This is a genomic window from Streptomyces luteogriseus, assembly GCF_014205055.1.
Classification (GTDB): domain Bacteria; phylum Actinomycetota; class Actinomycetes; order Streptomycetales; family Streptomycetaceae; genus Streptomyces; species Streptomyces luteogriseus.
This window is the reverse complement of sequence record NZ_JACHMS010000001.1, coordinates 6,016,247-6,039,706: the sequence shown is the minus strand read 5'-3', so window position 1 is coordinate 6,039,706 and position 23,460 is coordinate 6,016,247. Positions and strand designations below refer to the sequence as shown.

General features: G+C 71.1%; 23 protein-coding genes. 9 read left to right on the top strand and 14 right to left on the bottom strand.

Translation table 11 applies throughout. The annotated features are described in order from the left end of the window. The first annotated feature begins 145 nt into the window (after positions 1-145). The gene (locus tag BJ965_RS26765; RefSeq protein ID WP_184911700.1) at positions 146-1,978 is read left to right on the top strand and encodes a pyridoxal phosphate-dependent aminotransferase; all 1,833 of its coding nucleotides are present in this window, start codon (positions 146-148) and stop codon (positions 1,976-1,978) included. A 123-nt stretch (positions 1,979-2,101) separates the two neighbouring features. Here the strand turns inward: BJ965_RS26765 and BJ965_RS26760 are convergent, their stop codons facing one another. From BJ965_RS26760 to BJ965_RS26745, 4 genes are all read right to left on the bottom strand, one after another. Further along, positions 2,102-3,082 (bottom strand): arabinan endo-1,5-alpha-L-arabinosidase, encoded by a 981-nt coding sequence (locus BJ965_RS26760; RefSeq protein ID WP_184911698.1) that lies wholly within the window; start codon positions 3,080-3,082, stop codon positions 2,102-2,104. A gap of 171 nt (positions 3,083-3,253) precedes the next feature. Further along, complete coding sequence (locus BJ965_RS26755; RefSeq protein ID WP_184911695.1) at positions 3,254-4,312, bottom strand: hypothetical protein; 1,059 nt, start codon at positions 4,310-4,312, stop codon at positions 3,254-3,256. A gap of 23 nt (positions 4,313-4,335) precedes the next feature. Next, on the bottom strand, positions 4,336-4,791 hold the full coding sequence (locus tag BJ965_RS26750) for a PPOX class F420-dependent oxidoreductase (RefSeq protein ID WP_184911692.1): 456 nt from the start codon (positions 4,789-4,791) through the stop codon (positions 4,336-4,338). Between the two features lie 28 nt (positions 4,792-4,819). Beyond that, positions 4,820-5,293 (bottom strand): ATP-binding protein, encoded by a 474-nt coding sequence (locus tag BJ965_RS26745; RefSeq protein WP_184911690.1) that lies wholly within the window; start codon positions 5,291-5,293, stop codon positions 4,820-4,822. 130 nt (positions 5,294-5,423) lie between these two features. On the opposite strand from BJ965_RS26745, the gene BJ965_RS26740 reads away from it, so the two are divergent. Next, on the top strand, positions 5,424-6,266 hold the full coding sequence (locus BJ965_RS26740; protein WP_184911688.1) for a helix-turn-helix domain-containing protein: 843 nt from the start codon (positions 5,424-5,426) through the stop codon (positions 6,264-6,266). After that, on the top strand, positions 6,263-6,451 hold the full coding sequence (locus BJ965_RS26735; protein ID WP_184911685.1) for a DUF397 domain-containing protein: 189 nt from the start codon (positions 6,263-6,265) through the stop codon (positions 6,449-6,451). Before BJ965_RS26740 ends, BJ965_RS26735 begins: the two co-directional genes overlap by 4 nt. Before the next feature lie 27 nt (positions 6,452-6,478). On the opposite strand, the gene BJ965_RS39970 is transcribed toward BJ965_RS26735, so the two are convergent. Next, complete coding sequence (locus BJ965_RS39970) at positions 6,479-6,613, bottom strand: hypothetical protein (protein WP_281402941.1); 135 nt, start codon at positions 6,611-6,613, stop codon at positions 6,479-6,481. A 100-nt stretch (positions 6,614-6,713) separates the two neighbouring features. Next, the gene (locus tag BJ965_RS26730) at positions 6,714-7,265 is read right to left on the bottom strand and encodes a YciI family protein (protein WP_184911683.1); all 552 of its coding nucleotides are present in this window, start codon (positions 7,263-7,265) and stop codon (positions 6,714-6,716) included. Between the two features lie 65 nt (positions 7,266-7,330). Here BJ965_RS26730 and BJ965_RS26725 point away from each other — a divergent pair, with 65 nt between their 5' ends. Beyond that, positions 7,331-8,104: an alpha/beta fold hydrolase gene (locus BJ965_RS26725; protein ID WP_184911681.1), complete on the top strand. Its 774-nt coding sequence runs from the start codon at positions 7,331-7,333 to the stop codon at positions 8,102-8,104. A 41-nt stretch (positions 8,105-8,145) separates the two neighbouring features. Further along, positions 8,146-8,541, top strand: coding sequence for a hypothetical protein (locus BJ965_RS26720; protein WP_184911679.1), 396 nt, complete (start codon positions 8,146-8,148; stop codon positions 8,539-8,541). Positions 8,542-8,601: 60 nt separating this feature from the next. Here the strand turns inward: BJ965_RS26720 and BJ965_RS26715 are convergent, their stop codons facing one another. Together BJ965_RS26715 and BJ965_RS26710 are read right to left on the bottom strand one after the other, a co-directional pair. Beyond that, on the bottom strand, positions 8,602-9,255 hold the full coding sequence (locus tag BJ965_RS26715; RefSeq protein WP_184911676.1) for a DUF4360 domain-containing protein: 654 nt from the start codon (positions 9,253-9,255) through the stop codon (positions 8,602-8,604). Positions 9,256-9,557: 302 nt separating this feature from the next. After that, complete coding sequence (locus BJ965_RS26710) at positions 9,558-10,016, bottom strand: RrF2 family transcriptional regulator (protein WP_020272842.1); 459 nt, start codon at positions 10,014-10,016, stop codon at positions 9,558-9,560. Positions 10,017-10,100: 84 nt separating this feature from the next. Between BJ965_RS26710 and BJ965_RS26705 the strand changes: the two genes are divergently transcribed. Then, the gene (locus BJ965_RS26705) at positions 10,101-13,073 is read left to right on the top strand and encodes a glycoside hydrolase family 35 protein (protein ID WP_184911673.1); all 2,973 of its coding nucleotides are present in this window, start codon (positions 10,101-10,103) and stop codon (positions 13,071-13,073) included. Between the two features lie 18 nt (positions 13,074-13,091). Here the strand turns inward: BJ965_RS26705 and arfA are convergent, their stop codons facing one another. The 4 genes from arfA to BJ965_RS26685 all read right to left on the bottom strand — a co-directional run bounded on the left by arfA (position 13,092) and on the right by BJ965_RS26685 (position 17,821). Beyond that, positions 13,092-14,603, bottom strand: coding sequence for an arabinosylfuranosidase ArfA (arfA, locus tag BJ965_RS26700; RefSeq protein ID WP_184911671.1), 1,512 nt, complete (start codon positions 14,601-14,603; stop codon positions 13,092-13,094). Between the two features lie 94 nt (positions 14,604-14,697). After that, positions 14,698-15,531, bottom strand: coding sequence for a carbohydrate ABC transporter permease (locus BJ965_RS26695; RefSeq protein WP_184911668.1), 834 nt, complete (start codon positions 15,529-15,531; stop codon positions 14,698-14,700). Then, a complete protein-coding gene (locus BJ965_RS26690) occupies positions 15,528-16,466 on the bottom strand; it encodes a carbohydrate ABC transporter permease (protein ID WP_184911666.1) in 939 nt (312 codons plus the stop codon). Before BJ965_RS26690 ends, BJ965_RS26695 begins: the two co-directional genes overlap by 4 nt. Further along, positions 16,466-17,821, bottom strand: coding sequence for an extracellular solute-binding protein (locus BJ965_RS26685; protein ID WP_184911662.1), 1,356 nt, complete (start codon positions 17,819-17,821; stop codon positions 16,466-16,468). The genes BJ965_RS26690 and BJ965_RS26685 overlap by 1 nt, the downstream gene beginning before the upstream one ends. A 263-nt stretch (positions 17,822-18,084) precedes the next feature. On the opposite strand from BJ965_RS26685, the gene BJ965_RS26680 reads away from it, so the two are divergent. From BJ965_RS26680 to BJ965_RS26670, 3 genes are all read left to right on the top strand, one after another. Beyond that, on the top strand, positions 18,085-18,696 hold the full coding sequence (locus BJ965_RS26680; protein ID WP_184911653.1) for a toxin-antitoxin system, toxin component family protein: 612 nt from the start codon (positions 18,085-18,087) through the stop codon (positions 18,694-18,696). Continuing rightward, positions 18,693-19,922, top strand: coding sequence for a DUF6545 domain-containing protein (locus tag BJ965_RS26675; RefSeq protein WP_184911649.1), 1,230 nt, complete (start codon positions 18,693-18,695; stop codon positions 19,920-19,922). The genes BJ965_RS26680 and BJ965_RS26675 overlap by 4 nt, the downstream gene beginning before the upstream one ends. A gap of 222 nt (positions 19,923-20,144) precedes the next feature. Then, positions 20,145-21,545 carry an FAD-dependent monooxygenase gene (locus BJ965_RS26670; RefSeq protein ID WP_184911647.1) on the top strand — a complete coding sequence of 467 codons (1,401 nt, stop codon included), beginning with the start codon at positions 20,145-20,147 and terminating at the stop codon, positions 21,543-21,545. A gap of 133 nt (positions 21,546-21,678) precedes the next feature. On the opposite strand, the gene BJ965_RS26665 is transcribed toward BJ965_RS26670, so the two are convergent. Together BJ965_RS26665 and BJ965_RS26660 are read right to left on the bottom strand one after the other, a co-directional pair. Continuing rightward, positions 21,679-22,527 (bottom strand): SMP-30/gluconolactonase/LRE family protein, encoded by an 849-nt coding sequence (locus BJ965_RS26665; protein ID WP_184911644.1) that lies wholly within the window; start codon positions 22,525-22,527, stop codon positions 21,679-21,681. After that, positions 22,524-23,297: an IclR family transcriptional regulator gene (locus BJ965_RS26660; protein WP_030836774.1), complete on the bottom strand. Its 774-nt coding sequence runs from the start codon at positions 23,295-23,297 to the stop codon at positions 22,524-22,526. Before BJ965_RS26660 ends, BJ965_RS26665 begins: the two co-directional genes overlap by 4 nt. Positions 23,298-23,460: the final 163 nt, after the last annotated feature.

Sequence of the window (23,460 nt, the reverse complement as noted above, 5' to 3'; positions counted from 1 at the left end):
GGCACATGTTCCGACCGTTTTCCCGACGGTTGAACGGCGCCCCCGTGGTCTCCGTATGAATGGGCGGCCCGCGCTCCCCCGCGCGGGCCGCCCTTAAACGTCGGGCCCGTCCGTCCCCAACGGGCCCGCCCCATACGGAGGTTCCATGGCCGACAACGTCACGTCGCTGTTCCGCAGTACCGCGGCACACAGCCCGTCGATGGCGGCTCTGACACGTGAGGGCGGCGAGGGAGCCGGCCCCGTGGACTTCTGTATCCCCTGCAACCCGTACTTCCCGACCCCGGCCATGTTCGAGGACATGGCGGGCCGGCTGCGCGACATCATCACGTACTACCCGAGCAGCGCGGACACGATCACGGCCGAGCTGTGCAGCCTGCTCCAGCTGCCCCCGCAGTGCGTGGCCATGGGCAACGGCTCGACCGAACTCATCACCTGGATCGACCACCTGCTGGTCCGCGAGTCCCTCGCCGTCCCCGTCCCGACCTTCGGGCGCTGGACCGACCAGCCGATGGAGACCGGCAAGCGGGTCGACATGTTCCCGCTCCAGGAGTCCAGCGGTTTCGCCCTCGACCTCGCGCAGTACGCCGAGTTCATCCGGGCCCGCGGCACCCGCGTCGCGGTGATCTGCAACCCGAACAACCCCGACGGCGGCTTCCTGCACAAGCACGCCATCGTGCAGTTCATGGACGCCATGGCCGACCTCGACCTGATCGTCATCGACGAGTCGTTCCTGGAGTTCGCCGACGCCGAGGCCGAGCCGTCGGTCGTCCAGGAGGCGATGCTGCGGCCCAACGTGGTCGTGCTGCGCAGCCTCGGCAAGAACTTCGGCCTGCACGGCATCCGCTTCGGCTACCTCGTCGCCAACCCGGCGCTCGCGAGCCGGGTTCGTTCGATGCTCCCGAAGTGGAACCTCAACTCCTTCGCCGAGCACGTCGTCTTCATGCTGAAGGAGCACGGCTCCGAGTACGCGCAGAGCCTCCAGCAGGTGCGCCGCGACCGCCTCGACATGGCCGGCCAGCTCTCCTCCCTGCCCGGGCTCACGGTCTACCCCTCACAGGGCAACTTCCTCTTCGTGCGCCTCCCCGTGGGCGCCGAGGGCACCGTGGTCCGGGACCGGATGCTCACCGAGCACCGGATCCTGGTCCGCGAGTGCGGCAACAAGATCGGTTCGTCCAGTCGCTTCCTGCGTCTCGTGGTGCGCCCCCAGGTGGACGTGCGTCGCCTGGTGTCCGGCCTGGAACAGGTGCTCTACGGGACGTCCAGGAGGGGAGCCGCCGTACCCGAGCTGGGCAACGGGACCAGCTACAGCTCGGGTACGGCGGCCGTGGACCGTCTGGTGAGCGAGACGAACGGGTCGGGTATGCGGGGGCTCGCGGCGCAGGCGGTGGGGATGGCCGGGGCGCCGGCCCCCGCCGCGGCCACGGCCGGAGGGCAGGGGCTCGCCCCGGCGGCGGCGAGTACGGGTGGGATGGGGTTCGCCCCGGCGGCGGCGAGTACGGGTGGGATGGGGTTCGCTCCCGCCGCGGCGGCCGCCGCCCCGGCTCCCGCTCCGGCCACCGGCATCGGCATGCCGCTCCCCGCCGCCGCGTCCGCCGTACCGGCGGGTACGAGCGGCGGGATGCCGATGCCGGCCGCGGCGCCGATGCCGCAGCCGCAGCCGCAGCCGCCCCAGCCCCAGATGCCGCAGGCGGTGCCGCAGCCGGCTCCCCAGCCGGTGGCCGCCCCGGCTACGCCCCTGGCACCCGTGGCCCAGGCGCCTGCGCCGGTTCCAGCTCCGGCGCCGGTCCCTGCTCCCGCGCCCGCCCCGTCGCCCATGGCCGCTCCGTTCACCGGGCCCACGCCGCCCGGCGTTCCGGCCCGTGGGGGCCTGACGGCGGCGCAGGTGCGGGGGACGAACGGACTGACGCCCGCGCCGGCCACGGGGTGGCCCGCCGCGCAGAGCTGGCCCAACGCGGCGGGCATGGGGCAGACGGGGTAGTTCGGCGGGTGCGGGCGCGACGTGGCTTGTCGCGCAGTTCCCCGCGCCCCCAGGGCGTCAGACCGCTGCCGGTTTCCACGAGATCTCCGAGGCTCAGCGCGAGCAGGAGGGCCGCCAGCCGGGTCAGTAGGCGACGGGCCATCCGCTGCTCCAGTTCAGGAGGTTGATGCCGAGCTTGGGCGTGCCGTTGTCGTTGCCGTCGTAGTAGTGGTAGACGATCAGGTCACCATCGGCGTCGTTCATGATCGACTGTCCGCCGGGGCCGACGACGTTGCCGTGCGACTCCAGGACGGGCGTGCCGCCGTTCTTCATCAGGTCCACGCCGTTCTTGTCGCGGTACGGCCCCGTGACACTGGAGGCGCGCCCGACCTTCACCTTGTACGTCGAGCTGGTGCCGGCGCAGCAGGTGTCGTACGAGGCGAAGAGGTAGTAGTAGCCGCCCCTTTTGACGATGAAGGGCGCTTCGACGGCCTTGGTCCCGGTGGGGCGGGAGGCGAGCGAGTAGCGGGTGGTGTCGGAGGAGAGCTGTTTGCCGGTGGCGGGGTTGATCTGGATCATCTTGAGCCCGGTCCACCAACTTCCGAACGACAGCCACCACTTGCCGTCGTCGTTCACGAAGAGGTTCGGGTCGATGGCGTTGAAGTCACTGGCGGAGTTCGACGTGTAGACCGTGCCCTGGTCGGTCCAGCTGCCCGGCCGGCCGGTGCTGGAGGTGGCGAGGCCGATGGCGGAGGTGTTCGAGCCGAACTTCGAGACGGAGTAGTACATCAGGTACGTGCCGCCGTGGTACGAGATGTCCGGCGCCCAGGCTTCCGGGACGGACGAGTAGTTCCGCCACCAGCCCGGCCGGCTGGAGAAGGCGTCGGCGCCGTTCCTGAAGGCGGTGCGGTCGCTGCTGGTCTTGTTGGCGATGCCGCCGCCGGTCGCGTAGAGCAGGTACTGGCCCGACGAGGTGCGGATCATCGACGGGTCGTGGGTGACGACGTCGCCGGTCACCCGGCCGGGGTTGGGGTACGCGGACGCCGTGCTCGGAAGCAGGGCGAGCAGCGCTGCGGCGGGGAGTGCGAGCAGGGCGGTGCGCCTGCGCACGGGGGTGCGGCTCATGCGGGGTCCTCCTTGCGGTGGGGGTGCACGACTGGTCGACATTTCGAACAGTGCTCGCAAGTTCGAACGGACCGTAGAATCGAACCCCTTGCGCGTCAATGGTCCGCGCAGCAACGACCGCGCCCCGAGGAGGAGACTCCTCCCCGGGACTGTCGCCGTTCCCCGCGGGGATCAGCCGGTGGGGAGACCCAACCCGTAGTACGTCACGTGATAGCCGTCCACGTACTCGGCCTCGCCGCCGACGATCAGACCGGCCGGTTCGCTCACCCCCGCCGCCCTGGCCGTCGCCACGAGGATCTCCGCGAGAGCGCGGCCCTTGGGTTCGCCGGGGCCTCCCGCGTCCACGCGCCACACCGGATCGTCGTCCCGCCAGACCGAGGCCGTGGCCGGGTGTTCGGCGACGGTGCCCCAGCCGAGAGAGGCGGCGTCGACGCCGTCCGGGGCGAAGCAGCCGATCGACAGCCGGTCGCCGCACGCCACGTCGAAGAGGAGGGGCGCTCCCTCGCCGGTCCTTCCGTAGAAGGGCATCCCGAAACCGACGCCGAGCGCGGCGGCCTCGGCGGGCAGGGCTCCCAGGAAGTCGCCCAGCGACCGGGTGACGGTCTCCCAGCTGCGGGCGGTCCAGCCGCCGGGGAAGCCGAGGCCGGCGTTGGCCGGGTCGCGATCGCTGCCGAAGAAGCCGCTGAGAGCGTGCTCTTCGCCGTGGCCCTGACGCCAGAACCAGTTCTCCGCCGGGTCGGTGGGCTGCAGGACCAGCTCCGGCCCCGCCTTCCCGGCGCGCAGCTCCAGGGTGTCCGGGCTGCCGCGCCAGCGCACGAAGGGGGCGCCCCACAGCGGCCCGCTGTCGTAGAAGGGGCCCATGTCGCCGTGCGAACCCATGACGGACGGCCGGCCCAGGGCCGAGGTCAGTTCCTCGCGGGCCGCGCGGAAGGCGGCGGCCTGTGCGGGGGCGTCGGGTGCGGCGACCGCCACCGGTACCGCGAGCTCCACGTACGACTCGCCGTCGGTGTACCGCTCTTCGTAGGTGCCGACGGGACGCAGCCGGGCGTCGCCCGCGGGCCGGCCGGTGACCAGGACGGGTTGGTCCGCGGTGCCGCCCCGGACCCAGCCGAGCGCGTCCGACAAGGCCGTGACGACGTCCGGCGTCCAGCCACCGGTGTCCACCGCGCGGAGCCGCCGGGCGAGTTCCGCGAGGGAGGGCTCTTCAGTGCTTCCCCGTTGTTCGTTCATGCGCTCATCGTGCCGCAGCCCCCTTACCCGATGTCGAGCGCGGTCCCGTACAGCCGGTCCACCCGCAGCCGGATGACGACGCGCCGCTCGTCCACCAGTTGCCGGAGGTAGGCGTCCTCGTCCTCCGGTCGGGCGCCCGCCGGGATCATCGCGAGCAGTTCCCGGCCGACCGCGTCGCCGGGGACCGCGGTGGCCTCGGAGACCTCCGCCTCGCCCTCGGCGACGGCGAACGACCAGACGTCCCCGCTCTGCACGTGCAACGCCGCACGCGGTTCACGGCGCAGGTGCTGGACCTTGACACGGTCGGCGGTGGTCGAGAAGCGCACCGTGCGGGACTCGGCGTCCCAGCTGTACAGCATGGTGGTCAGGTGCGGATGGCCACTGCGCTTGACGGTGGCGAGTGTGCCGAACTGCTGCGCGGCGAGCAGGTCGGAGAGGGCTGCGTCGGACAGGAGGCGGGGTGTCGGTCTGTCGTTCATGACATCGCCAACACCGTTCGCTGCTCTGTCATTTCGAAATCAGCTCCGAAATCCACTCCGGCAGCTGGATCTCCGCACGCACGGTCTTGCCGGGCGGTTCGCGGTCGATCACCTCCCAGCGGTCGGCGAGTGCGTCGACCAGGACGAACCCCCGGCCGTGCTCGTCGACGGGCCGAGGCGGGCGTACGGCATCCGGGGCGGGCGGATACGGGGGCCCACTGCGGGCGTCGGTCACCTCCACCCGGACACCGCCCGTGACGATCGCCAGCCGCAGTTCGAAGTCCCGGCCCGGAACTCGCCCGTGCGTCACGGCGTTGGCCGCCAACTCGGCCACGATCGCGCCGGCCGCGCAGGAGACGTCCGACCCGCAGGGGATGCCCCAGGAGTGCAACTGGTTCAGCGTGAGGTTGCGGGCGAGGCGGGCACCACGCGGGGTGGAGCTGAGGCGCTGCCTGAACACACGTACGGTAACCGGGTTCTGGGAGATGGACTGTGGCGTCATGCGCCCAATCTGACGGCTGAGACGGGCGATTCTCCAGGCTGCCGCCGCGTACGCCGCGGCAGCGTACGCGGTGACGGACTGGACAGTACCGGTGACTACCCGTGACGATCTCTTCGGGAGGTGACCGACGGTGGTCGATGGCGTGGTGGGGACGGGCACGGGTGGCGAGCCGGAGTCGTCCGACAGTCTGCGGACGTTCGGAGCGGTGGTCCAGGGCTTGCGCGAGCACGCGGGATTGAGCCGGGAGGAGTTCGGGGAGCTGGTGCGGTTCTCCAAACACACGGTGGCTTCGGTGGAGTTGGGAAGGAGGATGCCGGACGCGGAATTCGTGCAGCGCGCGGAGGAGGTGTTCGGGAGGACGGGGGCGTTGCGGAGGGCGGCGGGGTGTCTGGAGCGACAGCCGGGGCTGGCGGCTTGGTTTCGGCGGTGGGCTGCGCTGGAGCAGGCGGCGATCACGTTGTACACGTACGAGTGCCGCATGATTCCTGGCTTGTTGCAGACTGAGGCATACGCGCGAGCGCTCTTCGCCAATCAGTTGCCGCCGCTGGACGACGGACAGATCGAGGAACGGTGGGCCGCTCGGGCCGAGCGGCAGAAGCTGCTGAAGGGGCGACCGAACACCGCGTTCAGCTTCATCCTGGAGGAGCACCTGTTCCTGCGATGCCTGGGTGGGGGTGGAGTCACCCGTGAGCTCGTCGATCATCTGCAGGAGATCGCGGAGCTGCGGAACGTCGAGGTCCAGATCATGCCGGTGGCGCAAGGGGCACACGCAGGGTTGGCGGGTCCCATGCAGTTGCTGGAAACACCCGAGAACCGGTGGCTCGCCTACAACGAAGGCCAGCGCGGAGGCCAGTTCATCTCTGACCCGAAAGAGATCAGCGTGCTTCACAGGCGGTATGCCAGGATGCGTTCGCAGGCTCTCTCCCTCGAAGACTCCTTGAGCCTGTTGCAGCGGATGCGAGGAAACCTATGAGCACCGTCGAACTGGCCTGGTTCAAGTCCAGCTACAGCAGCAGTGGCGACGGCGATTGCGTCGAAGTAGCCGTAACCCCTCACCTCGACACCATCCACATCCGGGACTCGAAGAACAGGCAGGGCCCCGAGCTCCGCCTCTCCCTCACCGCCTGGGCCGCCTTCCTCGCACACGCCGCCGAGTAACTGCCGGGCCGCCGCCCACTTCCCAGCTCAGCCCCGGGCGGTCCCGAACAGCCCGTCGACGATCCGCCGCAGTACGGCCTCCTCCTGACCGGTGTCTTCCCCCCGCTCGTACTCGGTCAGCGCGATGCCGGCGAGCGTGAACTCCCGCGTCAGCGCCCGCACCGCGGCCAGGACAGGAGCGGACCCGGGAACCTACTTCTCCACGGTGACCGACACAGCCTCCTATGGGCGGCAGGGACACGGACGGACGTGCCCCCGCGCCTCACCGTCGCCCGCCGAACTCCCAGTCATGCACCTCGATTGCGGCGTACCGATGCGAGGTCAGCACCGCACGCGCCGCCTCCGCATCCGCAGCCCGCACCAGTGCGGCCGTGCCCACCCACACGGCGCCGTCGTCGGACAGCAGCGGTCCGTACGCGATCAGTTCGTCCTGCCAGGCACCCGGCACGTCGAGGTCGGCACCGTCTCCCGCGCCGAGCCCGAGAACGAGGTACCGCTTCCCGCCTGTCCGGCCGCCTGGGAACTCCCACATGGTGCGGCCCAGCAGGTTCCGCCACCGTCGCACCAGCACGTCCCGGTACGCCCCGGCCTGGTAGTTGGGCTCGTCGAAGGCGAACGCCCGGGCGGCGGCGGCATCCGGCAGGTCCACGATGTGCACACTGCCGGTGGGCGTCTCCCCGTCATCGGCGAAGGTCGGCCCCCGGGCGATCAACTCCGCCTCGTACCGGTCCATATAGGCCCAGTGCGCCTCCCCCAGCTCCTCGCGCAAGGGCAGGGAGCCGGGCCGGTCGCGGTGGTAGCAGAAAAACTCCATGGCTCATCCAACCTCGGTGGTTACTCTCGTGTCTCCCATCATCGCGACCGCAGGAGACACAGACCGTGCGCAGCGCCGCCGTAACGCCCGAGGGCGACCAGATCCGCTGGGTCGAGCTGCCGGGGCAGGAGCCGCCACGCGTCTACGTGCACGGGCTGGGCGCCACGTCACCGGCCTACTTCGCCGCCGTCGCGGTCGACCCGAGGCTGTCCGGCCGCCGCTCCCTGCTCCTGGACCTCCTGGGCCACGGCATCAGCGACCGCCCGACGCACTTCGACTACACGCTGGAGTCGCACGCCGACGCACTCGCCAACGCTCTGACGGCGGCGGGTGTTTCGGCCGCCGAGCTGATCGCCCACAGCATGGGCGGCTCGGTCGCGATCGTCCTGGCGGCCCGCCACCCTCACCTGGTCTCCCGCCTGGTCCTGATCGACGCGAACCTGGACCCGATCCCGCGCATCCCGGGTTCGTCGGGCAGCAGCGGCATCGCCGCCCACTCCGAGGAGGAGTTCCTGAACGGCGGTTGGGAGGAGGTCCGCGACCGGGTGGGCCCGCACTGGTGGTCCACGATGCGCCTGGCGGGCCGCGAGGCCCTGCACCGCAGCGCGTTCCACCTCACCCGCGGTACGACCCCGACCATGCGCGAGCTCCTGCTGGACCTGAGGATTCCCCGCACCTTCCTGCTCCCCGCGGCGGACGGCCCGCTTCCGGGCGCCGACGCCCTCACCGAGGCGGGCGTGTCCGTCGTCCCGATCCCCGACTGCGGCCACAACATCATGCTGGACAACCCGGAGACCTTCGTGCGGGCCACCGCCGCGGCACTGACGTCCCGGGACTGACCGGCCCTCATCACCGAGGAACGAGGAACGAGGACCCCTTCATGCGGTACGCACGACTCGCCAAGGGCGCCGTCACTGTCACCGCTGCCACGGCCGTCTGCCACACCCTCATGACCGCCGGCTACGCCTGGGCCGGCGCCAAAGCGGCGACGGGCGAAGCGACGATTTTCGCCGGCGCCTTCGAGTGGCTGGTGACCACGGCCGGATCCTGGGCTCTCATGCCCCTCCTGCTGGGGGCCGGGATGCGCGCCATGCGGGAGCGCGGCAACACCACGCTGATGGTCGGCGGCGGACTGCTCTGGGCGTTGCTCTCGCTGTCCTTGGTCGACGAGATCGACAGGCCGGACGGGTCCATGCCGCTGCCCTTCCTGGTCTTCTACGTACTGGCCGGGACGGGACTGGCCGGGGCCGGGGACCGTACGGCGCGCAGCGGCTAGGGGTGTCCCGAACACCCCGTGAGGGGCGGCCCGCCGACCGGCGGGCCGCCCCTCACACCGTCACGCCTTCTTCGGGCACTCCTTCCACGCCAGGTGGTACACCGTGCTGATGTCCCCGTCCGTGGAGTCCATCGTCATGAAGCTGACCTTGTCGGCCGACTGGGTGCCGGCGTTGACGCGGATCTCGGTGTTGATGTTGAAGTTGCGCTGGACTCCGCAGGGTGCGTAGACCAGTTGGGCCCAGTCCGTCTCGTCGGTGGCCTGCCAGTTGTCGTTGAGGGGGCCGCTGAAGGGGTGGTTCTTGTGCACCGTGCTGGGCGAGCCCTGGAAGTAGTACGAGGCCCGCTGGGAGGCGCTCGCGCCCCGCTGGAGGGAGGCGAATCCCCGGTAGTCCGCGCTCGCGATGGCGTAGGTGAAGCCGCCGGGGACGTGGACCTTCAGGTTGAGCTGGCAGTTCCTGCGGAACGCGGTCGGATCGGAGTTCCCGCCCGCCTGGGCGAGGTAGTCGCTGTAGGTCACCGTGAAGGCGGTGTTGTCCTCGGAGACGGCGACCGCCGCCGTGCCCTGCGGACAGCCGGAGCCGTTCACCGTGGCGACCTGGATGATGATCTTGTCCGGGGGCGGGTCGTCGAACCCGGAAGACGGGGTTTGTGCGGGGAGTGCGCTGGTGAGGAGCGCGGCTACCGCACCGCTCAGGAGCAGGCCACCGGCCATGGTTCTCCCATCCGTTCGTGGGGGGTGGATCGCGACAGGACAGATCATGCGCATGTCAAAGTGACAGACGCATGCACCCCCGGCCTGTGACCATTCCATGAAGGAGATGTGAAGAGCGGGAGCGGTCGCATCGTACGCAGGGCGGCAGGGGTCGGCCAGGTCGCTCTCCGGCCATTCACACTGGCGGGAATTCACTGGGACACCGGCAGGCACATAGGGTGCGTTGCACCAGTGCGTCAGACCGAGGACATCCCGAGGACGGAATGAGGATCACGCACAGCGCCGCGCACGGCCGCAGCCCCTCACGGGTTCTCCCAGGCCGCCGGTTCCGCCGCCAGCCGCTCCACCGGCTCCGGCAGCGCCCCCGCCGCGAGGTCGGCGATCGTCACGCCCTCCAGGATCCTGCGCACATTGGCCCGCAGGGCGATCCACAACGGCAGCAGCGGCTCGGCCGTGCCGGAATAGGCGAGACCGGTCGGCCGCTCGCCGCGCACCGACACGATCGGCCCGTCCACGGCCCGGATCACGTCCGCGACCGTGATCTCCGCGGCCTCCCGGGCCAGCCGGTAGCCGCCGCCCCCGCCGCGCCGGCTGTCGACGACCCCGCCGCGCCGCAGATCGCCGAGGATCCCCTCCAGGAACTTGTGGGGGATGTCCTGCGCGGTGGCGACGGCCTCCGCCTTGACCGGCCCCTCCCCCTGCCGGACGGCCAGCTCCACGACCGCTCGTACCGCGTAGTCCGCACGTGCCGAGATCCTCATAGGACCATTGTCCCCGTGACCCTGTAGACATTGAGCACACGCACCGCGCACCACATATCGCAAGGTTCAACAGGAGGCGCTCCCTTGGAGCTCAGCAGGCGTACCTTCCACGCTCTGGCCGGCACGGCGGCGCTCGGCTTCGCGCTGACCGGCAGCGGGTCGCCGACCTCCGCCCACCCGGCACGCACCGCGCCCACCGGCCCACCGCCACCCGTACCGAGCGCGGACGGCAGACCGCACGAGATCGGCTTCGACCCCTACTCGCTGCTGGTCGACGGCCGCCGCCTGGTGCTCTGGTCGGGCGAGCTGCACCCCTTCCGGCTGCCGAGCCCGTCGCTGTGGCGGGACGTGCTGGAGAAGATGCGGGCCCACGGCTACAACGCCGTCAGCGTGTACGTCGCCTGGAACTACCACTCCCCCGCGCCCGGCCGCTACGACTTCACCGGCGTGCGCGACCTGGACCTGTTCCTGCGGACGGCCGCCGAGACGGGGATGTACGTGATCCTGCGGCCCGGGCCGTACATCAACGCGGAGGTCGACGCCGGCGGCTTCCCCGGTTGGCTGACCGCCACCGAGGGCCGGGCCCGGACCTCCGACCCGACGTATCTGCGCTACGTCGACGAGTGGCTGACCGCCGTCAACGCCATCGTCGCGAAACGCCTGTTCACGCGGGGGACGGGCACGGTCCTGCTCTACCAGATCGAGAACGAGTACGACGCGCACGTCGACGAGCCGTCCGGGCGCGCCTACATGTCGTACCTGTACGAGAAGGTCCGCGCCGACGGCATCGACGTACCGCTGTTCCACAACGACAAGGGACGCAACGGCCACTGGACCCCGGGGTCGTTCGGCACCGGCGGGGAGAAGGGGCGCTGGCTGTACGGGTTCGACGGGTATCCGGAGCCGGGCCGGGTGCCGCCGGACTGGGGTCTCTTCGGAAACGGCGGCGCGACGGGCGGGGCCACGGCCAGTCCGAAGACGCCCGGGTTCCTGCCCGAGTTCGGCGGGGGCTGGTTCGACCCGTGGGGCGGGTCGGCGTTCGACGGCAAGGGGTACGCCGAGGCGCGCCGCACCCGGGACGCGGCGTACGAGCGGCGCTTCCACCTCACCAACCTCGCCAACGGCATCACCCTGCACAACGTCTACATGACGTACGGCGGCACCTCCTGGGGCTGGCTGCCCGCACCCGCCGTCTACACCTCGTACGACTACGGTGCCGCGTTCGACGAGGCCCGCAATGTCACCCCGAAGCTCGCACCGATGCACCAGACCGGGCAGTTGCTGCGGTTCGTGCCCGACCTCGCCAAGCTGCGCCGGGCGAAGTCCGTGCGGGCGACCGACGAGCGGATCAAGGTCTACCACCTGACCAACCCCGACACCGGGGCCCACTTCTACGTCCTGCGCAACGACACCGGCGACGCGGTCACCTCGACGCTGCCGGACGCCGGGATCGACGTGCCGGTCACCGTCCCGGCCCGGGACGCCAAGCTGATCGCCGCGCATCTGAGGCTCGGGAACCGGACGCTGGTGCACTCCACCGTGCAGCCCATGGTGAGCCTGGCCGCCGGGCGGCAGGACATCGCCGTGTTCGCGGGCCGCCGGGGCGAGATGGCGCAGGTCGTCCTGGAGTGCGCGGACGAGCCGACGCCCATGCGGCTGGACGCGGAGCCCGCCTGGGCGTACAACCTCGGCAAGCTGAACATCACCGCCCCGCTCGGCGCCGGCGGGCTGAGCCGGGTGCGGGTCGAGGGCGACGGGGTGGACACGCCGATGCTGGTGCTGTTCGCCGACGATGCCACCGCCCTGCGGCTGTGGCCCTACGAGACCCCCTCCGGCCCGCTCCTCGTCTACGGCCCCGCCCTGCTGCGCTCGGCGGAGCTGCGCGGCTCCACGGTCCACCTCACCGGCGACACCACCGGGCAGACCGGTCTGGAGGTGTGGGGGCCGCGCGGCATCACCCACGTCACCTGGAACGGGCGCCCGGTCCCCACCCGGATCAGCGCCTCCGGCAGCCTGCTGGCGCTGCGGCCGCTGCCCGGAGTGACCCGGCCGGCCCTGCCCGCCCTCGACGGTTGGCGGCGCCGGGCCGGCAACCCGGAGTCCGAGCCGGACTTCGACGACTCGGACTGGACGACGGCCGACAAGGAGACGACCTTCAGCACCACGCCCGTGCCCGACGGACAGCCCGTCCTGTTCGCCGACGACTACGGATTCCACTACGGCGACGTCTGGTACCGGGGCGAGTGGACCGGCGCGCGGGGCGTCGAGTCCGTCTCCCTCTCCTACAGCACGGGCACGCAGGGCCTGCTGATGGCCTGGCTGGACGGTGAGCCGCTGGGCACGCACCGCATGCCGGTGCCGGACAAGGACCGGGCACGGCAGGGCACGTGGACGGCGAAGGCGGGCTTCACCCTGCCGAAGCGGCTGCGGAAGAAGCTCCGTGAGGGAGACCCGGAGCAGCGGCACGTGCTGTCCGTGCTCGTCCGGCCGATGCAGCACGACATGGACGGCGAGGCCCTCGACACGCACAAGGCCGCGCGGGGTCTCACCGCCGTCACCTTCGAGGGCGACTCCCCCGGCGTGAAGTGGCGGATCCAGGGGGCTGCCACGCCCGATCCCGTGCGCGGGCCGATGAACACCGGCGGGCTGCACGGGGAGCGCGAGGGCTGGCATCTGCCCGAGCACGACGACGGGGACTGGAAGGACGCCCGGCTCCCCCGGTCCGACCGCCGGCAGGGCGTCACCTGGTACCGGACGGACTTCCGGCTGGACGTCGCCCCGGATGTCGACGCCTCGGTCGGACTCGTCCTCGACGACGACCCGGACCGGGCCTACCGCGTCCAGATCTTCCTCAACGGCTGGAACATGGGCCAGTACATCAACGACGTGGGCCCGCAGCACACCTTCGTGCTGCCCAACGGGATCCTGCGCACACGGGGTGCCAACACACTGGCACTGGCGGTGCTGTCCGACGGGACCACCCCCTCCGGGCCGGGCGAGGCGCGGCTGACGCTGCTGGGCGCCGCGGCCGGAGGGGTACCCGTGAAACCGGTCTGACCGGACCGTCCGGAGCCGTCAGGCCAGCCGGATCACGTTCCAGGACAGCGGCTCCAGGACGGCGCTGAGCGTGCCGTCCCGGAGGGCCGTGCCGTCGACCGCGTGCGGGGCGACCCGCTCGGGGTCGTCGAGGGTGTTGCGGGCGTCGGGGTCGGCGTCCGCGAGGGCGCTGTGCTCGACGACCCGCGTCAGGTCGAGACCGTTGAGGGCGATGTCGAGCGGCAGGGCGTCGGTGCGGCTGCGGTTGACGGCGAAGACGGTGACGGTGCCGTCCTCGGCGCGCACGGCGGTGGCGTGCAGCAGGTCGGTCTCGCCGTACTTCTTGGTCTCGTACGTCGGGGAGTCCACGCGGACGTCGAGGACCCGGCCGCGGCCGTACCTGCTCGCCTGCGCGAACGGGAAGAACGTGGTCTGGCGCCAGGCCGGGCCGCCGGGCTCGGTCATGATCGGCGCGATGACGTTGACGAGCTGTGCGAGGCAGGCGACCGTGACACGGTCGGCGTGCCGGAGCAGGGCGATGAGGAGCGAGCCGAAGACGACCGCGTCCATCACGCTGTAGTTGTCCTCCAGGAGGCGCGGGGCCTCGGCCCAGTCCCGCGCGCCGGAGTTCTCGATCTCGTGCCACTCCGAGATGTACCAGACGTTCCACTCGTCGAAGGAGAGGTTGATCTTCTTCTTGGACTTCAGCTTCGCGCCGATGTGGTCGGCGGTGGCGACCACGTTCTCGATGAAGGACTCCATGCCGACGGCGGAGGCCAGGAAGGAGTCGAGGTCACCGTCCTCGGGCTGGTAGTAGGCGTGCAGGGAGATGTGGTCGACGAGGTCGTACGTCTCCTCCAGGACCGTCGCCTCCCACGCGGCGAAGGTCGGCATGGACTGGCTGGAGGAGCCACAGGCGACGAGTTCGACGCCCGGATCGATCTGGCGCATGGCCCGGGCCGTCTCGGCGGCCACCCGGCCGTACTCCTGGGCGGTCTTGTGGCCGGTCTGCCAGGGGCCGTCCATCTCGTTGCCCAGGCACCAGAGGTTGATGCCGAAGGGGTCCTTGTCGCCGTGCGCGGCACGGAGGTCGGACAGGGCCGTGCCGGCGGGGTGGTTGGCGTACTCCTGGAGTTCGAGGGCCTCGGCGACACCCCGGGTGCCGAGGTTGAGGGCCATCATGGGCTCGGCCTGGGGGCCGACCTTCTTCAGGAAGGCGATGTACTCGGAGAGGCCGAAGCGGTTGGTCTCGGTGGAGCGCCAGGCGAGGTCGAGGCGGCGGGGGCGGTCCTCGACCGGGCCCACCGAGTCCTCCCACTTGTAGCCCGAGACGAAGTTGCCGCCGGGGTAGCGGATGGCGGTGACGCCGAGTTCGCGGACGAGGTCCAGGACGTCCTGGCGGAGGCCTGCCGCGTCCGCTGTGGGGTGGCCGGGTTCGAAGATGCCGGTGTAGACGCAGCGGCCGAGGTGTTCCACGAAGCTGCCGAAGAGGCGGGGGTTCACTTCGCCGACTGTGAACGCGGGGTCGAGGGTGAAGCGGGCCTTGTGCATGTTCGCCTTTCGGGGTGGGTGGTTCTCTCTCGTGGGCGGGTGCGGGTGATTCGTGGCTTGTCGCGCGGTTCTCCGCGCCCCTGGAGGAAGGGCGTTACTGCCCTGCCAAGCCCGTATGGGCTACGCCCGCCACGATCTGCCTCTGGAAGAACACGAACACGATGATCAGTGGCAGGCCCGCCATCAGACCGCCGGCCATGAGCTGGGCCCATTGGATGCCGTAGGAGTTCATGACGGTCGCGATGCCGTTCGGCATGGTCATCAGGTCGGGGTTGTTGGTCACCATGTACGGCCAGAGGAAGTTGTTCCACGAGGCGATGAAGGTGAAGATACCGACCGCGGCGAGGGAGGGACGGGACAACGGCAGGACGATGGTGAAGAAGACCCGCCAGCGGCCCGCGCCGTCGATGAACGCGGCCTCCTCCAGTTCCCGCGGGATGCCCTGGAAGAACTTGTAGAGGATGTAGACCATCGCGGCGGGCGCGCACTGCGGCAGGATCATGCCCCAGTAGGTGTCGACCATCCCCATCTGCTGGACCGTGGTGAACAGCGGCACGCCGAGGACGGCCGGCGAGATCATCAGGCCCGCCATGACCAGGCCCATCAGGACGTTCTTGCCGCGGAACTCGGTGCGGGCGAAGCCGTAGCCGCCCAGGGCGCTCACCAGCAGGACGACGGAGGTCACGCAGACCGAGACGACCAGGGAGTTCACGAACCAGTTGGTGATGTTGCCGGACTCGAACAGGGCCTGCCAGGCCTGGCCCGTCCAGTCCTTCGGGAGCCAGTGCGCCGGGACCTCCACCGCCTCGGTCTCGGACTTGAGCGAGGTGAACAGGCCCCAGGCGAAGGGGGCGAGGAAGACGACCGACACGGCCGTGCCGAGGAGGGTGAGCAGGATCTGGCTGGGTGTCCACGCCTTGGTGGTCATCGGGCGCTCTCCTCACGGTTGCGCAGCAGCCACATCCGCGCGAGGGCGACGGCCGCGATGATCACGAAGAAGATGACGGAGATCGCGGAGGCGTAGCCCACGCGGTAGCTGGTGAAGCCCTCTTCGAGGGTGTACTGCACGAAGGTGCGGGTCGAGCCCTCGGGCCCGGGGAGGAAGTCCATCATCACGACGGCCTGGTCGAAGACCTGGAGCGAGGCGAGGACCTGGAGGGCGATCACCAGGCCGGTGATGTTGCGCAGCATCGGCAGCGTGATGTGGACCATGCGGTACCAGGCGTTCGCGCCGTCGAGTCTGGCGGCCTCGTAGAGGTGGTCCGGGATGCCCTGGAGGGCGGCGAGGTAGAGCAGGAAGCTGAAGCCGACGGTCCACCACAGGGTGGTGACGACGATGGCGAGCATCGCGTAGGACTTGTCGGTCAGCCAGGGCGTGTCGAGGCCGAAGACGTGGTCGATCATGCCGGTGCCGGGGTTGAACAGCCACTGCCACAGGTTGGCGGCGACGGTGGACGGCAGCAGGAACGGGGCGAAGAAGCAGAGCCGCCACAGCCACTTGCCGCGTTCGATGTGGTGGGCGAGCATCGCGAGGAGGAAGGCGAGGACGGTGATGCAGGGGACGACCAGCAGCGTGAAGTACGCGCTGTGGCCGAGGGAGTCCCACACCAGGGGGTCGTCCAGGGCCTCGCGGTAGTTGTCGAGGCCGACGAAGCTCGCGCCCTCGCCGGTGATGTTGGCGTCGGTGAAGCTGAGGTAGACGCCGCGCAGCAGCGGCCAGATCACGAAGAGGGCGAAGAGCAGCAGGAACGGGGCGACGAACCAGCCGCCGTGCTGGAAGCCCTGTTTGCTGCGGAGGGTGGCGCTGCCGGCGGCGGTCGTCGCGCGTGCGGGTGCGGCGATGGTGTGGGCGCTGGTCGCCATCAGGCGGCACCTCCTTGCGCGGCGATCTTCCCGTCCATGGGGTTCTTCGTGGCAAGGAGCTGGGTGAGGGCCTTCTTCATACGGCCGGCCGCGGTTTCCGGCTCGGCGGAGCCCATCGTCGAGGAGACGACGACGGGGCCGACGCGCTGGGCGAGGATGCCGGTGGAACCCGCGAACCACACCTTCGGCTCGGTGGCCTGGTGGTCCATGGCGGAGACGTACTCGCTCTGCGGGTCCAGCTTCTTGTACGCCGCCGTGGACAGGGTGGGGGTGTAGGCGGGGATGTGGCCGCCGGCCGCCCACTGCCGGGCGTGCTGGACGACGTAGGCGGCGAGCCGGTGGGCGGCCTCGTTGGCGGCGCCGCCGCGGTCGGACTGGTGCGGCAGGACGAAGGAGTGCGACTCGGCGTGGGTGGCCGGCCGACCGAAGACGGGCGGCAGCGGGGTCGCTCCGTAGTCGAGCTTCGCTCCGGAGTAGACCGGGACCGACCAGTTGCCCTCCCAGACGAAGGGGGAGCCGTTGATGAACTGTTCGGCGCTCGCGAGGCCTCCGAAGCCCGGGTCGGAGTACCCGTCGGTGACGTGCCGGCGCAGGAACCGAAGAACCTCGACGGCCTTGTCGGTGTCGAAGGTGACCTCGGTGCCGGCGGCGTTGAACCAGGTGCCGCCGAGCTGGGTGTAGAAGGCGACGAAGAACCACCACTGGAAGTTCTGGTCGGCGTTCCACATGCCGATGGTCTGGAGCCCCTTCCTCGTGGCGCGCTTCGCCTCCTTCAGCACGTCGAACCACTCGTCGGGGGAGGTGACCGGCACGATCCGGCCGTCGGCGCCGAGCAGTCCCGCCTTCTTCAGCACGTCCTTGCGGTAGAAACAGAGCTGGACGTGGATGTCGAGCGGGAGGGCGTAGAGCTCGCCGTCGATGACGCCGCGCTTCCACAGGGTGGGGTTGTAGTCCTGCTCCCGGACGCCGTACTTGGCGAGCAGGCCGGTGTCCCAGGGGTCGAGGAGGCGGCCGGGTGCGAAGCCGGTGACGCGGCCGAGGTGCATGACGCCGAGGTCGGGGGCGCGGTTGCCCGCCGCCGCCATGGCGAGTTTGGTGTAGAAGGGGCTGCCCCACTGGAGCGTGGAGTCCTTGACGGCGATGTCCGGGTTGGCCGCGCGGAAGGCGTCCAGCATCGCGATCATGTTGGAGCCGTCGCCGCCGCTGAAGAGGTTCCAGTAGCGCACCCGGGTGTCGGCGTCGGCGGCGAGTGCGTCGGCTCCGGTGCCGAGCGCGGCGAAGCCGAAGCTGCTCGCGACGAAGAGGCCGCCGAGCCCGCCGAGAAGCTGCCTGCGATTCAGGTCAGGTCGTCCCATGCCCTGCCCTTACCATCGATGATCAGAGACCGTTCGGTATTTCGGATGCCGCTCGTTACTTCGAACGGGACCGTAAATTCGAAGCGCTTGCGCGTCAATGGTCCGGCCGGATTCCGGACAGGACGTTCCGGGCGGGAACGGTCGTTCTCCGTTGAACATCGGACGTCGGATCGCATGACGCGCACACTTTCGGGCGCGTAGTCTCGGACGCGCCGGCAGGGCCCCGTCGTCGGTCGACGGGCCGGCGGTGAGAAGGGGGAGCGATGGACATCGCGGGCGCGCGGACCAGGGCCGCCCGAGTCACCGCCGCGTTCAGGCGCCCGCGCAGGGGCTCGGCCATGCGCGGCCTGGCCGCCGAGCTCGCCACCGCGGTCGGGGCGAGACCCCGGTGCCCCACCGACGTACGGTCGTTGTGCCGGGCGCTGTGCGAGGAGATGAGCACCCGGCGCGGCGGGCGGCCCGTCGAGCTGCGCTTCGAACGCTTCCCGGACGAGATCGAAGTGACCGGCCTGTGGGTGGAGTTCCAGGACTTCGACCTCGTCATCGTCGAGGAACGGGCCGAGGCCGTGCAGCAACTGGTCATACTCGGGCACGAGCTGTGGCATCTGCACGCGGGGCACCGGCATCACCAGGGGGCGGGTGCGGCGGCGGCCGACGCGTTCGCCGACCGGCCGGGGTGGAAGGACGTCGCGCTGGCCGTGGCCGCCCGCGACGGCTCCCGGGAACGGGACGAGTCCGAGGCCGATGCCTTCGGACATCAGCTGGCGGCGCGCTGCCGGGCGCTGCTGCCGGGCGGACGCGGTCCGGACGTCCCCCTCGAACCCCTGCAGCGGTCGCTGGGCTACCGGGGACCGCGAGGAGGTGCGGCGCCGTGACGACGGTGGCGCTGACCCCGGCCGAGTTCGTCAACCAGTTCTATCCGAACTTCTGGTGGATCCCCGCGGGGGTCCTCGCCGCCGCCCTGGCCATCAAACTGCCGAGCATCATCCGGCTCTGGAAGGACCCGATGCTGCGCGCGGTCGGCGGGCTGCTGCTGCTCGCCTGCGCGGTGTTCGTCTTCGTGGCGCCGTCGACGATCGCCCGGGTCAACCGGCTCACCGGGGTGGCGAACTTCTCCGGCCCCTGGGTCTACTCGCTGCTCACCGCGTTCTGCGCCTTCTGCCTGCTGCTGATCATCTCCTGGCGCAACGGCCTGTCCGACCGCTCGGACCGCACCCGGCGCGCGATGCGGGGGGTCGTGGCGGTCTACTCGAGCGTGATCGTCGCGATGTGGGTGCTGTTCGCTCTCGCGGACGTACCGGAGGAGCGGCTGCGGGATCTCGACACCTACTACGCCAACACCCCGTACATGCGCGAAGTGATCGTGCTCTACCTGCTCGCGCACACCGTGGCCGCGCTGGTCACCAACGGGCTGATCTGGAACTGGGTCCGCACGGACGGGCTCGACTCGCTGCTGCGCTGGGGGCTGAAGTTCCTCGGCGTGGGCTACGCGGCGCAGTTGCTCTTCGACGCCGCCAAGATCAGTGCCGTGGCGGCCCGTTGGTCCGGGCGGAACCTGGACTGGCTGAGCACGGCCGTCGCGCCGCCGCTCGCCTGCCTGTCCGCCGTGCTCATCGCCGTCGGCTTCATCCTCCCGCACGCCGGGCAGTACCTGCACGGCCGCTGGCACGTCCGGCTCGCCCTCCACGAACTGCGGCCGCTCTACCTGCTGATGAAGACGGTCAACGGCACGGGAGTCCCTTTCCTGCTGCGCGCGACACCGGAGCTGCGGCTGGTCCGCCGGGAGACGTTCATCCGCGACGTGCTGCTGCCGCTCGCCCGGCACATCGACGAGGACCGGCGCGAAAGGTTCCACGAGGCCGCCCTCGCCCTCGGCCACCCGCCCGACCTGGCGAAGGCACTCGCCGCCACCGCGGCGATCCTGGACGCGGCCGACGCCAGGAACCGGACACGGGAGGACGACGGAACCGGTGCCCGTGACACCACGGACCTGCTGCGTGAGATCGGCACCGTGTCCCGGGCCCTGCGCCGCACGGAGGACCTCCGGGCGATCCGCGCCCTGGGGTGTGACCACACGGACGGCAGGTCGCTCACCGCCTGACCACGCCCCCGAGGTCGCCCCCGGCGGCAGTCACGGACGAGACGTGCACGGGGGGCCGCGGGCACGGTACGTGAAGGTACGGTGAGAGCCGTCCGGAACGGGGCCCGCTTGGCTCGAAACCGTTGCCGGCGGGCGGTGTTGTGCGCTGCGCGCGGCTGTGGCCGGACGTCGGGGAATGCCCGCAGGGCGGAGGAGCCTTCATGGCTGAGTGCGAGGAGTCGCATGTCGCGTAGAGCAGTCGTCATCGGTGCGGGTCTGGCCGGCATGCTGGCCGCGGCGGCCCTGTCCGCCGTCGCGGACGAGGTGGTCGTGCTCGACCGCGACGACCTGCCCGAGGGGCCGGAGCACCGCAAGGGCCTGCCCCAGGGACGTCACGCGCATCTCCTCATGGCCGGCGGGCTGGCCTCCATGGAGGACCTGGTGCCGGGCGTGAGCATGCGCAAGCACCTGCTCGCCGCCGGTGCGCACGAGATACCGCTCGGCTCGGGCATGGTCGCCCTCACGCCCGAGGGCTGGCTCCGGCGCTGGCGTCACCCCGGCCCGAGCATGCTGACCTGCACCCGGGCCCTGCTCGACTGGGCGGTGCGGGGCGCCGTGCTGGACAACACCGGGGTGGTGATCCGCACGGCGCGGGTGCTGGAGCTGACCGGGTCGCGGCAGCGTGTGACCGGGGTGCGCCTGTCGACCGCCGCCGGGCAGGAGGACCTCGCCGCCGACTTCGTGGTGGACGCGAGCGGACGTGGCTCCCGGATCGTGCACTGGCTGGAGCGGCTGGGCGTCGACGACGTGCGCGAGAAGACGGTGGACGCCGGTCTGGTGAACGCCACCCGTCTCTACCGCACCCCCGAGGGGGCCGGGCGTTTCCCCCTGACCATGGTGCAGGCCGATCCGTACCAGGGACGGCCCGGCCGCAGCGGCATGGTGCTGCCGATCGAGGGGGACCGCTGGATGGTCAGCCTCGCCGGCACGCGCGGCGGGGGCGAACCGCCGTCCGACCCGGACGCGTTCCTCCGGTACACCCTGGACCTGCCCGACCCCGTCGTGGGCCGGCTGATCTCCGGAGCGGAGCCGCTCACCGACGTCCATGTCAGCCGCAGCACCAGCAATCACCGCCGGTACCTGGAGAAGGTCCGTTCCTGGCCCGAGCGCCTGGTGGTCCTCGGTGACGCGCTGGCCACGTTCAACCCCGCCTACGGACAAGGCATGTCGGTGGCCGCGCTCGGCGCCCGGGAGCTGGACCGCGAGCTGCGGCGGTCCGGTCTCGGCGAGCCCGGGCTCGCCCGGCGTGTGCAGCGGCGGGCGGCCAGGCCGGTGGAGGCCGCGTGGACGATGGCGGTGAGCCAGGACGTCTGGTACCCCGGGACGCGCGGGGGCTCGCCCGGGGTCGCCGACCGTCTGGTCACCGCCTACACCCGCCGCGTGATCCGCACGGCGACCGGCTCGTACCCGGCGGCGTCGGCGCTCTGGGACGTGATGAGCATGACGACGGGGCCGACGCGGCTTCTGCGGCCCTCGACCGTCCTGGCGACGCTGAGCGGGCCGCCGTTGCCGGCGACGGTGGGGGCGCCGCTGACGGAGGAGGAGCGGACGGTCCTGCGGCGGCTGGACCGGACGGGAGGCTGAGGGCGGGGGTTGGGGCCGGGGCCGGGAGGTATCCCGGTCCGGGGTCCGCGCTCCGGCGGCGTACGCGGGGGGGCAAGGGCCACCTCGGGGACCGGCCGCCCGCGCCGTTCCGAGGACGGCCCCCCGCTTCACGTCAGCCCGCGAACGGCGGGTGCGCCAGTCCCTTCCCCGCCCCCGGCACCACGAACAGGGAGCCCGCGAGCGCGGGCGGCTCGGTCAGCCCCACCCGGGCCGTGGTGATGTACAGATCGCTCAGGTCGGCCCCGCCGAACGCGCAGGCCGTGACCAGTGACACCGGCAGCTCGATCACCCGGTCCAGCTCGCCGTCCGGGGTGTACCGCCGCACCGCCGCCCCCTTCCACAGGGCGACCCACACGCACCCCTCGGCATCCACGGTCAGCCCGTCCGGGAAGCCATCGCCCTCCTCGATCTCGGCGAGGGTCCGCCGCCCGGTGATCCGCCCGTCCGCGTGGTCGAAGACGGTGACCCGCCGGGTCGGGGAGTCGATGTGGTACATGAGGCGCCCGTCGGGACTCCACCCCGTGCCGTTGCTGACGGCCACGTCGTCGAGCACGACGTCGACCGAGCCGTCCCCGGTGACGCGGGACAGCGTGCCGCCCCCGGGCGCCTCGTCGTAGCGCATCGTGCCCGCCCAGAGCGCGCCGTCGGGCGCGACGGCGGCGTCGTTGGCGCGGCGGCCGGGGACCGGCTCGTGGTGGAGCCAGCGGAAGCCGCCGTCGGGGTCGAGGAGGCCGATCCCGTCGCGCAGGTTCAGCACCAGCCCGCCGCCGGCGCGCGGCTTGACGGCGCCGATGTGCTGTTCCGTGCGGCGCACCGTGCGGCGTCCGGTGGCCGGGTCGTACGTGTGCAGGCGGCGGCCGAGGATGTCGATCCAGAGGAGCCGGCCGGTCACCGCGTCCCAGGTGGGTCCCTCGCCGAGCTCGGCCTCGGCACGCACCGCCACCTCGTACGGCGTCGTCATACGAGGCCCCGGTGCCCGAGGTGCTCGGACAGTTCGGCGGCGCCCTTGGCGGCGAGCTGCTCCAGCTCGGCCCGGCGCTCCTCGCTCCAGCGGATCATGGGCACGGAGATCGACAGGGCGGCGACGACCTGCCCGGTGCGGTCGCGGACCGGCGCGGCCACGCAGGACACGTCCGGGTTGGACTCGCGGTTCTCCACGGCGAGGCCCCGCTCACGGATCTCGGCCAGGGCCTCGCGCAGGACGCCCGGGTCGGTGATGCTGTTGGGGGTCATGGCGACCAGCTCGGCGCCGTCGGGGATGCGCGCGGCGAGCTCCGGCTCGGGAAGGGAGGCCAGCAGCATCTTGCCGACGGACGTGCAGTGCGCGGGCAGCCTGCGGCCGGCCGCCGACACCATCCGCACGGCGTGCGTGGAGTCGACCTTGGCGATGTAGATGACGTCCGTGTCCTCGAGGATCGCCACGTGCACGGTCTCGTCGCAGGTCTCGGCGACGGTCCGGGCGACCTGCTGGCCCTCGGCCGCGAGGTCGAGCTGCTCGGAGTAGCGGGCACCGAGCTGGTAGGGGCGCACGCCGAGCCGGTAGCGTCCGGGCTGACCGGGCATCGGAACGATGTACTTCCGGGCGGCGAGCGTGGTCACCAGCTCGTGCACGGTGGTGCGTGGCAACTGGAGCCGGCGCACGATGTCGGGGGCGGAGAGCGTCCCGTCCCCGTCGAGAAAGAGCTCGAGAATGTCGAGAGCCCGGGTCACAGCTGGTACGAGGCGTCCCACGACCGGCACCCTCCCTAAATGTCTCAGGCGCCTGTGTTCGAGATTTCAACAGGCGATCGGCATGACGAACACAGGCTAGCCATAGAGGAATGCCCGGGCAATGGGCAGCGGCCCAAGGAGCGGAAACCCGCGAGCGCCCCACCTTCACGTGGTGTGCACATTA